Annotated in this window: 13 protein-coding genes; 5 read left to right on the top strand and 8 right to left on the bottom strand. The window is 45.3% G+C overall.

The genetic code is table 11. The features are described from left to right. Nucleotides 1–67: 67 nt before the first annotated feature. The 4 genes from ACLWBD_RS17445 (at nt 68) to ACLWBD_RS17430 (ending at nt 3,787) form a co-directional block, all read left to right on the top strand. Nucleotides 68–757, top strand: a complete 690-nt coding sequence (locus ACLWBD_RS17445; RefSeq protein ID WP_413569115.1) for a hypothetical protein — start codon at nt 68–70, stop codon at nt 755–757. A 78-nt stretch (nt 758–835) separates the two neighbouring features. Further along, entirely contained in the window at nt 836–2,437 is a 1,602-nt protein-coding gene (locus ACLWBD_RS17440; RefSeq protein ID WP_413569114.1) for a hypothetical protein, read from the top strand. Continuing rightward, nucleotides 2,434–2,733 carry a hypothetical protein gene (locus tag ACLWBD_RS17435; protein WP_413569113.1) on the top strand — a complete coding sequence of 100 codons (300 nt, stop codon included), beginning with the start codon at nt 2,434–2,436 and terminating at the stop codon, nt 2,731–2,733. Before ACLWBD_RS17440 ends, ACLWBD_RS17435 begins: the two co-directional genes overlap by 4 nt. A gap of 124 nt (nt 2,734–2,857) precedes the next feature. Continuing rightward, nucleotides 2,858–3,787, top strand: a complete 930-nt coding sequence (locus ACLWBD_RS17430) for a hypothetical protein (protein ID WP_413569112.1) — start codon at nt 2,858–2,860, stop codon at nt 3,785–3,787. A 57-nt stretch (nt 3,788–3,844) separates the two neighbouring features. Here the strand turns inward: ACLWBD_RS17430 and ACLWBD_RS17425 are convergent, their stop codons facing one another. From ACLWBD_RS17425 to deoC, 7 genes are all read right to left on the bottom strand, one after another. Continuing rightward, nucleotides 3,845–4,372 carry an acetyl-CoA carboxylase biotin carboxyl carrier protein subunit gene (locus ACLWBD_RS17425; protein ID WP_063205676.1) on the bottom strand — a complete coding sequence of 176 codons (528 nt, stop codon included), beginning with the start codon at nt 4,370–4,372 and terminating at the stop codon, nt 3,845–3,847. A gap of 1 nt (nt 4,373) precedes the next feature. Continuing rightward, nucleotides 4,374–5,876 (bottom strand): acetyl-CoA carboxylase biotin carboxylase subunit, encoded by a 1,503-nt coding sequence (gene accC / locus ACLWBD_RS17420; protein WP_063205674.1) that lies wholly within the window; start codon nt 5,874–5,876, stop codon nt 4,374–4,376. A gap of 23 nt (nt 5,877–5,899) precedes the next feature. Continuing rightward, a complete protein-coding gene (locus tag ACLWBD_RS17415; RefSeq protein WP_413569111.1) occupies nt 5,900–7,468 on the bottom strand; it encodes an acyl-CoA carboxylase subunit beta in 1,569 nt (522 codons plus the stop codon). Between the two features lie 138 nt (nt 7,469–7,606). Further along, nucleotides 7,607–8,836: a S8 family peptidase gene (locus tag ACLWBD_RS17410; protein WP_413569110.1), complete on the bottom strand. Its 1,230-nt coding sequence runs from the start codon at nt 8,834–8,836 to the stop codon at nt 7,607–7,609. Between the two features lie 229 nt (nt 8,837–9,065). After that, nucleotides 9,066–9,881 (bottom strand): purine-nucleoside phosphorylase, encoded by an 816-nt coding sequence (locus ACLWBD_RS17405; protein WP_063205669.1) that lies wholly within the window; start codon nt 9,879–9,881, stop codon nt 9,066–9,068. Nucleotides 9,882–9,908: 27 nt separating this feature from the next. Continuing rightward, a complete protein-coding gene (locus ACLWBD_RS17400; RefSeq protein ID WP_063205667.1) occupies nt 9,909–11,228 on the bottom strand; it encodes a thymidine phosphorylase in 1,320 nt (439 codons plus the stop codon). Continuing rightward, nucleotides 11,228–11,890, bottom strand: coding sequence for a deoxyribose-phosphate aldolase (gene deoC / locus ACLWBD_RS17395; protein WP_063205666.1), 663 nt, complete (start codon nt 11,888–11,890; stop codon nt 11,228–11,230). Before deoC ends, ACLWBD_RS17400 begins: the two co-directional genes overlap by 1 nt. Before the next feature lie 60 nt (nt 11,891–11,950). Between deoC and ACLWBD_RS17390 the strand changes: the two genes are divergently transcribed. After that, the gene (locus ACLWBD_RS17390; protein WP_063205663.1) at nt 11,951–12,325 is read left to right on the top strand and encodes a hypothetical protein; all 375 of its coding nucleotides are present in this window, start codon (nt 11,951–11,953) and stop codon (nt 12,323–12,325) included. Here ACLWBD_RS17390 and ACLWBD_RS17385 read toward each other — a convergent pair whose 3' ends face one another. Next, nucleotides 12,326–13,423 carry a type IV pilus twitching motility protein PilT gene (locus ACLWBD_RS17385; RefSeq protein ID WP_063242669.1) on the bottom strand — a complete coding sequence of 366 codons (1,098 nt, stop codon included), beginning with the start codon at nt 13,421–13,423 and terminating at the stop codon, nt 12,326–12,328. Nucleotides 13,424–13,451: the final 28 nt, after the last annotated feature.

The following is a 13,451-nucleotide window of genomic DNA, read 5'->3' as shown; positions in this document are numbered from 1 at the left end:
TCAGGACCCGTCGTCCGTCAAATTGACAAGTGTTCCGCCATAAGGTCAGCTATTTCCAGGGGGATCCATGTCATTCTTGTTAAGTCTTATTTTATCTGTAGGAATAGCCCACGCTGCGGATCAGGCAAGCTGCCCAGATATCGCTGAACGCCGTGATGGTACAAAAATCCAACAAATGTTGTCAGGAAATGGAGAGTGTTTTTTCTCTGTCACGCCAGACGACGCATGGAAAGACTTGATCTATCGTGACCATCTTTTCACTTCAGAAGGCATGTTCATGGTCTTTAACTCATTTGGGCCAGGTGACGAATCCCAAACAACGGGGGCTCGTGAATTCTATCTTTTCCCAAGAAATACAGAAGCGTTTTCCTACGAATGGAAAGACGACACGCGAGAGTTGATCGTCACCCACGTGACGGGCGACAAATTCGTGTTTGAATCCAAGAAAGCTCGTTTAAAAAGCATCACGCGCGCAAATGTTGTGGTAGCTGATTATGTCGAGCCCTCCAACCGCGGTGGCATTGAAATCACAAACTTCCAAGGGATTATACTGGACGGTGGATTTAAACTAGGTTCTCCTCCAACATCCAATTCAAACGCCAATTCTGTTTTTAGAGATGTGAACAACATGTCATGTTCCGTGAAGAACTCAGAGCTCTTTAAGTACACAAGCGACGGCGACATCTATCTTAAGTACAATGACAAAGCGATGCTGACGTTTATCCAAAAACGTTGTCCGAAGCTCAAGATCCCATAGATAAAAAGAAGGGCACCTAGACCAGTTCTTTGAGGTGCCCTATTCCTTACACTATCTCCCTTCGATATTCTAAAAGGGATGAAATCTATTGTTTCGATACTGCTGATATTCTGGTGCGTTTCCTCATTTGCTGGCGACAAGGTGGCCGTGCTTTTTGTCGGAGATTCTCATCCAGTTTTAAAAGAACGAGAAGCATCCGCGATTAAATTCTATGAAACCTACGGCTATAAAATCGTACGTCTTTCTCCCGCGGCGAAAACCAAAGCAGAGAAATCTAATTTTGAAAAAAGCTTAAAACATTTAAAGAACGTGGATTCACTTCATGTTGAATTTTTAGGCCATGGGATCGTAAAGGATGACAAGTATTACCTAGCAGTTTCAGACGGCATTAATACAGATTATAAAAAATCCATTGAAGTCCAAGATCTTAAAAAGAGCCTTCAAGTATTTCAAAAAAACAACCCACAAGCAGAAACTACGGTCTATGCACTGAACTGCTATAGTGGCAGGATACCTGAAACTCTTTCCGACCTTCCTAAGACACAAGCCTTTGCCTCCACAAGATCGGACTTAAAAGCTTGGACCATGAAAGTAGCCGGAGACGAAGTCATGGCTCATGACTTTCCAGTATTTTTTCAGCGTGCGCTTGATCAAGGCAGCAGTTATGAAGAGGCTTTCTTAAAAGCTAGCGAAGACTATAAAAAAATACAGATGGGACATCCAGCGCAATTTCCATTCACTAGCCCGGCAGTATTCTCATTGCCACGCAGTCAGGCTCAGGCGTTTGTCGAAAATTGGTGTCGTGATTCGAAAGAAAATTCTTCACTAAGAATCAGCGAGAAGCGAGCGAAGATTATTAAAAACCTTCTGTCGCAGAACACTTCGAACTTGAAATACCTCAATGATTTAAAAAATAAAACGGGTTGCAGTAAAAAGGAAATGGTGGAGACCGAAAAGAACGAGCTTAAAAAGAACCGATCCACTTTTGAAGCAGCCGCCATTGAACAGCTGAAGGCCTTGATTCAAGGCGGAAATATGGAAACTGACCTCCCACGTATGATTGAAAATCTTCAAGGGGAGATGGATTTCTATCGCGAAAGTGATGACGAAGCTTCAGAGTTGCGTAAAGCAGAAATACGCACTCGTTTAGAAGAACTTTATGCCATTAACGATGAAGCGGGATTTGAAGAGTATAAGAAAAGAAAAATTGAAGATTTAACTAAAGACTTAAAGGCCTGCGATCAGAAACCGGCCCCATCGGCATGTGCTCAAGGAAAAGCTGCCTATATGGAAACGGTATTTATGGATTGGTCGAAAACTTCGCTAAATCCAAGACATGTCATCAATAAATGTGCTCGTCCCATTCCCGCGCTAGCTAGCGCCGAACAAACATTTAAAGAGTCACAACGAAGACAAGATTGCTTCAAGCAGCATGTAGGAAAAAATGCGGTTGATACTTATCTGGCTTTTACGATCAATTCAAAACCCATTGCAAGCTATTGCGAGATGATTAAGCCACACGAAGATTTTTATTCTGAAGAAGCTCGATGTATAGAAAAGTTCGCAGCAGGGGCTTCCGAAAAATCTTGGGCGCGACTTGAAGAAATCGCGCAAATGGGATCTGAGAAAATAAACGAACAAAGCTCCAATCGTGAAAAAAGTAAGTCGGGGGTACGATGAGGCCATTAATCCTTACTTCGATATTGCTATTTTCGGCTTCTGTTTTCGCTAAGAACACGAAGGTAGAAGGATATGTCTTTCAAGAAAATGGAAAGGTGTGGTTAAGTCAGGCCCCGACTTCCACTGATCCCCGCTATCGTATTAACTGGCACGCAAAACAGCGTCAGGGGCAGATCTGCTATTACGAAGAAAACCAAGCGTGTCCAAAATACGTTCTTGCTTGTGGCCAACAAAAAACCGTTAAACAAGTGGTCGAGCTTTCGAGTTGCCGAATTGTCGCGCGCATTAAGCCCTAATTTTTTGAGCGAAACACTTTAGAGTCCAGTTTTTAGGGTTCGGGACTGTGGAACTACAGGTTTCGAATTATCCTAAATAAGTTCGTATTTTTATAAAAATCACCGGAACTTTCATGGAGGATCAATGTTTAAAACTGTCTTTGGCCTTGTCATGCTTGCGAGCTCGGCTCAAGCAACTGCAGTGGGTTACTTTGGCGATAAATGTGTGATGGCGGCCAACGGTGCCGTACAAGACTTCACCTATGGAATGGATGCTGATGGCGCTTCACTTTATTTCGATGCGAACGGGGCGACCCAAGTTTTGCGCCCTGAAAACGTTGTTTCTCGAAGCAACAAAGATGGCGTAGAAACGATTGTTTATAAAACGAAACAAATGAAAATGGGCACAGGTATGGGAAAGCCTGAGTTTGAAACCGTGCAACGCGTGATTCACGTTAAAAGACAGGACGGAAAAATCGTTTCGGTTAATAAAGAATTCGATATCACCGAACAAAAGAAATACCGCGAAGAAGCTAAGAAGAATGGCTGGAACCTCCCAATCACAAAGGCCACCGAAACTGCTTTTGAGCGTAAAGGTTCAGAGTGCGATATCAAGCAAAGTCTGATGTATCAAATGCCGGACGATAAAAAAGTGGAAGCAAAAGTTACTTACGACAAAGACTTTTGCTCAAAAATCGAACCGATGATGAAACAAATTGGTAGTCAGAACGCAAGTCAGTGTGTGGGCTTGATTGCTTCAGCACAAATGGCTTTTGACCAAAGAAAAAAGGAACTAGCTAAAGAAGGAAAATCTTTCGCAACGTTTGAATGGGCAGGAAAACCCAAACAAGAAATCGGCGGCAACATGGACGTCTCTGGTTTCATCACAGCCTGCGCGATGGGCGGCCAAATGTATCCAGGAATGGGCATATACGGTGGTGGAATGGGTATGATGATCGGCGGTGGCGGTACAGGTGCTATGATGGGCGCAACCGGCGGCATGAATGCTGGCGGAATGATGGGGAACCCCGCAAGCCCCGCACCAAAAGAGAAAAAATCCAGCGGTACAAAATAAGCGGTATCTAATTCGGAAATAAAAAAGGGGCTTCATCAGCCCCTTTTTCTTTAAGCCCTAAGGCTCTTCAAACTTAATCAACACGGCCCCGGATTCAACCGAGTCGCCTTGTTTAACTTTGATTTCTTTGATCTTCACGTCGCGAGTGGCACGCATTTCGTTTTCCATTTTCATTGCTTCCATAATAAGAAGCGGTTTATTGGCTTTAACGATTTCGCCTTCTTTGGCAAAGATCTCGATGATCTTACCAGGCATGCCGGATTTCAGCTCTTGATCTGCGCCGAAATTGCCGCCTTTTTTCAAAGATTCATGCAGAAGCATTTCATCATTGAAGACTTTGATTGTACGGAATGAGTTACGAGTAAACACAGTGTATTCAGTGTCTTGCCCGATCACGTCAATCAAGTAAGATTTTCCTTCAAAAAGGAAGCTGATGTATTGCTCGGCCTCTTTAAAGTCACGTTTTGAAATGTCGTAGTGAAGCCAGTTTTTGCCTTCTTCTTGTAAAGAAACTTTCCAAGTAGAGCGCTGTTCGGTCACGTCGACTTTATATTTTTTGCCGTTAAGTTCTGCTTCAAAATACATGTTACGTCCTTAATTGAAGTTTACGACCGACGCGTTTCCAGTTTGAAGTCAGGTTCAACTGACGAACATCTTTGGATTTACGGTCATTGTAAGCAGTGATAGCCGCCGCAATCAAAAACACAGGATCTTCAACTTCTTTAAAGAGCTGTGGTTCGATCACTTCAAAGTTCTTTTCAATAAACTGAGTCGTATAAGATCCATCGCGGAATTTCGGATGATCCAAGATCGTTTTATGAAGAACGATGTTGGTTTTAATTCCGGTTAGAACAAACTCCGACAACGCGCGCTGCATTCTATCGATAGCTTCGTCACGTTTATCACCCCAAGTGATAACTTTCGCGATCATCGGGTCATAGAAGATAGGAACTTCGTAACCAGGATACGCGTAAGAATCCACACGCATGAACGGACCCTGTGGATGGCGACACGCGCGAATCACACCAGGGTGAGGTTTATACGTAATAGGATCTTCAGCACAGATACGCGCTTCGATCGCGTGACCTTTTTGTTTGATATCTTCCTGTTTGAAAGAAAGAGGTCTGCCGGCCGCTACATTGATCTGCTCTTTCACCAAGTCAAAGCCAGTCACGATTTCCGTGATCGGATGTTCCACTTGAAGACGAGTGTTCATCTCCATGAAGTAGAATTCTTTGGTCGTATTATCGAAAATGAATTCGATAGTTCCCGCACCCACGTAATTGATTTGCTTAGCCGCACGAACAGCCGCATCACCCATACGCAAACGAACGTCGTTCGGCACAGAAGGGGATGGACATTCTTCAATGATCTTTTGGTGACGACGTTGAACTGAGCACTCACGTTCAAACAAGTGAACATGGTTTCCGTGTTTATCGCCGAACACTTGAATTTCAATGTGTTTTGGATCGTTGATGAATTTTTCAATGTACACTGTTGGATCGGCGAAATAGTTCTGACCTTCAGAGCGGCAAGCGCGGAATGCGCTTTCAAGCTCATCCATCTTACGAACAACACGCATCCCTTTACCACCACCACCGGCAGAGGCTTTGATGATTACAGGTAGACCGATTTTTTCAGCAATAGCTTGCGCCTGCTCGACAGTCTCAACCCCACCATCGCTGCCTGGAACCGTTGGAACACCGGCTTTTTTCATCAAGGCTTTTGCGGAAAGCTTATCACCCATGGATTCAATATTAGAAACCGTAGGTCCGATGAAAGTGATGCCCGCTTCTTCCAAAGCTTTTGCAAAGACGGTGTTTTCAGAAAGAAAACCGTAACCCGGGTGAATAGCGTCCACGCCAGCTTGTTTTGCTACTTCGATGATTTTTTTGTAGTTCAAATAGCTTTCTTTCGAAGGAGAAGGCCCAATGTGATAAGCCTCATCCGCCAAGAAAACATGAAGACTGTCACGATCCGCATCAGAGAAGACCGCCACAGATCCGATACCCAACTCACGACAAGCGCGAGTGATGCGGATGGCGATTTCCCCACGGTTCGCAATCAGGATTTTTTTAAATAATGCCATATAAAGCTTCCTTCACCCTCTGATTAAAGAGGAATATTTCCGTGCTTTTTAGCCGGCATGATGTCGCGTTTATGTTTCAACATCTCTAGTGAATCAATGATGCGTTTACGAGTCATTGCGGGCTCGATCACTTCATCTGTGTACCCAAGTTCCGCAGAAACATATGGATTGCTGAACTTCGCTTCGTACTCTGCTGTCAGGCGAGCTTTCTCTGCGACAGGATCTTTGGCTTTCGAGATCTCTTCGCGGCTGATGATGCTAACGGCACCTTCAGCACCCATTACCGCGATTTCCGCAGATGGGTAAGCAAGATTCACGTCAGAACGAAGAAGTTTAGAACCCATGACGATGTAAGCACCACCGTAAGCTTTACGAGTGATGATAGTGATCTTAGGCACAGTGGCTTCTGCATAAGCGTAAAGAAGCTTTGCACCGTGAGTGATGATGCCATTCCATTCTTGGTCTTTACCTGGCAGGAAGCCCGGAACGTCGACGAAAGAAACGATTGGAATGTTGAAAGCATCACAGAAGCGGATAAAACGAGCCGCTTTACGAGAAGCTTCGATATTCAAGCAACCTGCAAGTACGTTCGGTTGGTTTGCAACGATACCCACTGGGCGTCCGTTGAAACGTGCAAAACCCACGATCACGTTTTGCGCGAAATGCTTATGAACTTCAAGGAAGTAACCTTCATCCACACATTCAGTGATAACACCTAGCATGTCGTAAGGTTTTTTTGGATTTTCTGGAATCAATGTATTCAAAGATTCTGTCACGCGGTCCGGACGATCATTCGTCGGAAGAACCGGAGCATCGTCCAAGTTGTTGGAAGGAAGGAAGTTCATTAATTCACGAATCAACAACAAGCAGTGCTTGTCATCTTCCGCCGCGAAGTGAGCCACACCTGATTTCGCAGAGTGAGTTGTGGCTCCTCCCAAATCTTCTTTCGTCACTTCTTCATGAGTCACGGTCTTGATAACGTCGGGACCTGTCACAAACATGTAGCTTGTGTTTTTCACCATGAAGACAAAGTCAGTAATAGAAGGGGAGTAAACCGCACCACCCGCACATGGGCCCATGATCGCCGTGATTTGTGGGATCAATCCAGAAGCCATTGTGTTGCGAGTGAAAATGTCCGCGTAACCACCCAAGGATTCAATACCTTCTTGGATACGAGCGCCACCAGAGTCATTGATAGAAATAAAAGGCGCGCCGTTTTTCATCGCCAAATCCATCACTTTACAGATTTTATTGGCTTGAGTGCGCGACATAGATCCACCGATAACAGTGAAATCTTGAGAAGAGACATAAACGAGTTTGCCGTTGATGCGACCGTAGCCCGTGATAACGCCGTCACCAGGAACAACAGTTTTATCCATACCGAAGTTAGTACAACGGTGAGTAACAAAACGGTCCATCTCTACAAAGCTGCCTGGATCGACAAGAACATCGACTCTTTCGCGGGCAGTAAGACGTCCACCTTGTTTGTGTTTCGCAATACGTGCAGCGCCACCACCGGCCATTGCAGCTTCATTACGTTTTTCAAGATCGTTCAGGCGAGCTTGAATGCCAGATGAAATTTCTGTGCTCATATGATTCCTTTTTATGAAGGGATGACCCCTTTAAAAACAAGGGACCAATTTATCATGAGGTTGTTAGGAATCACCTTAAAACTAGAGACGCGCCGCCTACTATTTATGCGACGCGCGATTGAGGCTATGTTATTGAATTTATGGAACTAACTGCTTTAAGACTTCGAACGCCTTTTGTACGTTAATGCGTCCTTGAGTTTTTACTTTAAATTCGTGTCCTGGAACGACGTCGACGGACTGCAAAATAGACTCTTTAATTTGCAGCGCGGAAGCGGTCGGACGAGCACTCCATAAAAGGGCGGCTGCACCCGAAACCATTGGAGCCGCCATACTTGTACCATCCATATAAGCTGTCGAGTTGCCTGGAACCGTACTTAAAATTCTTTCACCAGGAGCGGCCACGTGAACAAGATTAAATCCACTGTTCGACCATGAAGTCATAAAATCTGACACGGAAGAAGCAGCCACTGTGATTTGATTCGCTAATCCGAATGAAGCCGGGAACTCAGGGTAAACATCGACATCGCGTCCATCATTACCAGCGGCAACGATAACCAAAATCCCTTTACCTTGAAGTTCAACAAAAGCATTTCTTAGAGAAGCCACACACGGAGCGCCACCCCAACTTGCATTGATGATTTTAGCTCCACGCGAAGCAGAGTATTGCAAAGCAAGAACCGCATCACCTAACGAACCACCACCATCATTGGCAATGAATTGCGCAGGAATCAATTGCGCCCGAGGAGCGACGCCTTGGACAGAGCCATAGCGTTCGTCCGCTGCAATAATACCTGCCACATGAGTTCCATGCGAGCTTGGTGTTGGATTGTTATTTGGAATAGAGACAAACGAAGCTCCATAATAGTCATCAACAATACCGTTTCCGTCATCGTCTTTGCCATTATTCGGAATCTCTGCCGTGTTCACAGCAATACGCGGTTTGATTTGCGGATGGCTTGTGTCGACGAACGCATCAACAACCGCGATTTTAACATTTTGTCCTTGAATACCTTGAGCCCACAAAGAAGGCGCACCTATCTTTGTCTGCCCCCAACTATCGGAATAGGCATTGGCTTGAATTCCATCAGTTTTAGATGTTTGAATTTGACGGTCGAACTCCACATAGCGGATCTTCTCTAGCTGTGGCTCGATAAAATTTTTCGTAAATTCATCAGCGTTTGCGGCCTGTTCCACCGTAAATTTTCCATCTTCCCATTGGACGATGAATTTATTCTGGATTGCTTGGCCCGTGCATGCGCTCGAGTCCATCGCTCCATTTTCTGGAAATACGGTGCTAGGCGATTTGTTGCCACAAGATGCTAATACGAAGATGCAGACAACCGCCGAGAGAATTTTTTGAACATCCATGTTCACTCCCTGTGCGGGCCATCCTGGTCCCTATTAGTGAGACGCAATCGGTTGGCCCAATCGGTTAGCTCTTCGGTAATTATATGTCTTAATTTGAGGCTAGAACGGTTTAAACTGGACCTGGACCCAAGGATCTAATGCTAAGCCTAGTGCTGAAAAATTACGGCTTCTCAGTCACAGAACAATGACATTAAGAAGCCTCATGTTTTATGGGGAAATAAGACCTGATTTAGATCTGTCCGATAAATTCTTTTAGGAAAGATAAAAACTGAATTTCGACACGTTTTGCAGTCTCAGTCACTTCATCGTGCGAAAGTTTTTGCGAAGAAATTCCTGCTGCCAAATTCGTGATGCAGCTTAAAGCCGCCACACGAAGACCTAAGTGATTCGCCGCAATTGTTTCTGGAACCGTACTCATGCCGACAGCTTTACCGCCAATCAGTTTTAAGTAACGAACTTCAGAAGGTGTTTCATAAGTAGGACCACTCACGCCGCAGTAAACGCCTTTGTGAAAGCGTGTGCCTTGCTTTAATAAAACTTGCTCCATGATGGAGATCAAGCGCTTGTCATAAGCTTCGGTCATATCAGGAAAGCGAGGACCCAGTTCTTTAATGTTCGGTCCCATGAGTGGATTCGTGCCCATCAAGTTGATGTGATCTTCAATAATCATGAAGTCACCTGCTTGCATGTTTTCACCAAAACCACCGGCAGAGTTTGTCAGGATCAAAGTTTCAATGCCCAACATCGCTAGTGTACGAGTAGGGAACACAACACTTTCCATGCTGTGTCCTTCGTAATAGTGATTACGACCTTGAAGAATCACAATCTGCTGACCGTTCACCTTACCGAAAATCAAATTTCCGGAGTGGCCTTCCACTGTCGGAGGAGAAAAGTGCGGGATGTCTTTGTAAGGAAGTGTGATTTCAACTTCCACATCCTTCACAAAAGCGCCAAGGCCTGAACCTAAAACAACACCGATCTTCGGTTTTGCCGAAGTTTTAGTACGGATATAGGTGATGGTTTCTTGAAGCTTATTTAATACCAAAATTTTCTCCTCTGCGTCCCTTGAGTATTAGCTCAAAGTCTTCAGTATCAAACTAGGCTTTGCAATTTTTGGCAAGGAAATATTAATCGCCGATTTCAACAGAGGAACTGCTGACTGCAATAGATCCTTATCATCGCCATGCAACGTGAAGACAGCTTCGCCCGCTTTGACTTCGTCACCCACTTTAACGTGAAACTCTATCCCGGCTGTAGGCGCAATTACGTCCGTCGTCTGCGCGCGACCGGCTTTAATTATAATGCCCGCAATACCAATGCTTTCTGTATGGAAGCCGTGAACATAACCATCTTTTTCAGCTGTAATGATCATTTTGTGTTGGGGCTTCGGAAGGGCTTTAAGATTTCCACCATGTATTCCACAGAGTTCTTCAAACTTCGCCATCGCTTTACCGGATGTCAGCATGTCAGAAGCGATCTTATAAGATTCTTCAGCCGTGCGGCCAACTCCTGCTAAAAGAAGCATGTGTGCTGAAAGTTGAAGGCTGAGTTCGCGCGTATCCTCATAAAGATCGTATCCGCCGGGCCCGATGAATTTTTCGTTCTTCATAATCGCAACGCATTCTTCGACTTCCAAAGAATTGCCGGCAAAGCGACCTAAAGGCTGATCCATGTTTGTCAGTAAAGAAGTTACTTTCTTACCGTAGCCTTTAGCAATAGCCATTAAATTCAAAGCGAGTTCTTCTGCTAAGGCGGGAGTTTTCATGAAGGCGCCAGAACCAAACTTCACGTCCAGCACCAGGCCATCAATGCCTTCGGCCAATTTCTTAGACATGATCGAAGCACAAATCAGCGGAAGACTTTCCACCGTCGCTGTCACATCACGAAGTGCATAGATCTTTTTATCCGCAGGGCAGATTTCTTTTGTTTGACCGATAAAGCAAATCGCATGTTTGCGAACCAGCTCCACGAATTCAGGCAAAGATTTTTGTGTATTGAATCCAGGAATAGATTCAAGCTTATCTAACGTTCCTCCGGTATGGCCTAAGCCGCGACCTGAAATCATCGGGACGGGCACGCCAGCAGCGGCAACGATCGGACCTAGAATCAAGCTGGTCTTATCGCCCACGCCACCTGTAGAGTGTTTATCGACTTTAAATCCCGGCACGGAAGAAAAATCCACAACTTCACCAGAGTGAAGCATGGCTTTCGTAAGCGACAGAGTTTCTTCCGTCGTCATGCCTTTAAAAAAGGTCGCCATCAAAAGCGCCGACATTTGATAATCAGGAATCTGACCGCGCGCATATCCCAGAATAAATTCGTTGATCTCATCGTAGGAGAGTTCGCGACCGTTACGTTTCGCTTTAATAATTTCTGCTGGAAGAAATGCCATTAGTAACCTCCTTGAACGGTTCCGCCCTGAACAATAATGATTCCAGAGCTTGTGCCTAGGCGAGTTGCGCCGGCATCAATCATCGCTTTGGCTTGAGCGATATCCTTAATACCGCCAGAGGCTTTCACTTCCAGTGCATCACCAACAACTGATTTCATCAGTTTGACGTCATCAACCGTCGCGCCACCGCCACCAAATCCTGTGGATGTTTTTACGAAGTGAGCCCCGGCTTCCATCGCGGCTTTGCATGCCAACACTTTATCGTCGTTATTTAAAAGAGACGTCTCGATGATCACTTTCACCGTGCGACCTTGCGCGGCTTTCACAACGGCTTTGATATCGTCTCGCACATAGTCTAAGCGACGGTCTTTTAAAGCACCAACATGGATCACCATATCGATTTCGCCTGCGCCGTTTTTGATGGCCGTTGAAGTTTCAAAAGCTTTGCTTTCCGTATCCATTGTTCCCAAAGGAAAGCCGACAACGCAGCAAACTTTGACGGAAGAGCCTTTAAGAAGTTCCGCACACGCAGGGACGTAAGAGGTATTTACACAAACACTGAAAAAGCCGTGTTCTTTGGCTTCTGCACAAAGCTTTTCGATTTGCGCTAACTGCGCTTCAGGTTTCAAAAGAGTATGGTCAATATAACGACTTAGTTGCACCGGGCACCTCAAGAGTGTTTAAATAAGAAAAGTTATCTTAGTTCGTTGCAGGAGGCAATCATGACACTACAGAAGTGGACCTCAGTTTTACTAACAGCCGTGATTTTGTTCACTTCCTCTGCCTCTTTTGCGCAAGCAGACAGAACGGTGAAAAGAAGTATTGCGACTGTTTTGTTTTCCAGTCTGGGCGGAGCGATCCTGGGGCTAAGCACTCTCTCATTTTATGGTGAACCCGAAGAGCACACCGACAATATCACGACCGGAGCTTTGATCGGATTTGCGGCTGGTTTGGGATATGTTGTTTATGACTCCTCGCGCCCAGCTGCCAAAACTTATGATTATTCCAATGTCTTTGATCAAGAACTCAAAAGCAGAAGAGCCCTGGCAAATCTTGCCAAGGCTCCCTCAATAGTTCAATTTTCGTACGATTTCTAATTAGCCAACTTTGGTGCGTGGGGCAGAGCCTCCCGCCATAGTTCCTTGAATCGTTGTATCGCCACCGCCAGCTTGACCCAAGAAAGTTTTTGCATCGGCTGCAGAAACCTTTCCTTTGCGAACCAAGTCTTCGATGTATTTTTCGAAAAGCACCATACCCTGACTTGAGCCCGTTTGCATGGCTGAAGGGATTTGATGGACTTTACCTTCACGAATCAAGTTCGAGATGGCTTTTGTATTACGCATGATTTCGTAAGCGGCCACACGGCCTTGTCCATCGGCGCGCGAGAAAAGTGTTTGCGCGACGACTCCACGCAAACTTTCCGCAAGCATTGTACGGATTTGTTGTTGTTGACCCGCAGGGAAAACGTCAATGATACGATCGACAGTTTTAGCGGCACTGTTCGTGTGAAGAGTACCAAACACGATGTGACCTGTTTCTGCAGCCGTCAAGGCTAACGAAATAGTTTCTAAGTCACGCAACTCACCGACAAGCAAGATATCTGGGTCTTCACGCAGAGCCGCTTTCAAGGCGTTCGCGAAACTTTTCGTGTGACTTCCAACTTCACGTTGATTCACCAAGGCTTTTAAGTTGGGATGTACGAACTCGATCGGGTCTTCCACCGTGATGATATGCGCTTCACGAGTGGCGTTGATCTGATGGATCATCGCAGCGAGCGTTGTTGATTTACCCGAACCCGTAGGGCCGGTAACTAGAATCAAACCACGATCGCAATCGATCATGTCCATCACTGCTGGAGGTAAACCCAATTCTTGTGCCGTTTTGATTTTTTCTGGAATGATACGCATAACGGCGCCAAGACCTTTTCTTTGCATAAAGATATTGCAACGAAAACGTCCGATGCCTGAAAGGGTGTAGGCAAAATCCAGTTCCCATTTTTCGACGAAGGCTTTTTTCTGCTTCTCAGAAAGAATCTCGAAGAGCAAACCTTGTACGTCTTGGTTCGTCAATTCGCGATAGTTCAACGGAATCATGTTTCCATGGAGACGCAAATACGGAGGTGCGCCGCTTGTAATGTGCAAGTCGGAGGCTCCTTGTTCCACCATGAGTTTGAACAGTTCATCAATTGTTGCCATCGTAATCTCCGGTAAAGGCTCTATTTCC

It is taken from the genome of Bdellovibrio sp. HCB117 (genome assembly GCF_047305915.1).
In the GTDB taxonomy this organism is placed as follows: domain Bacteria; phylum Bdellovibrionota; class Bdellovibrionia; order Bdellovibrionales; family Bdellovibrionaceae; genus Bdellovibrio; species Bdellovibrio bacteriovorus_B.
This window is presented reverse-complemented; position numbering and strand designations above follow the sequence as displayed.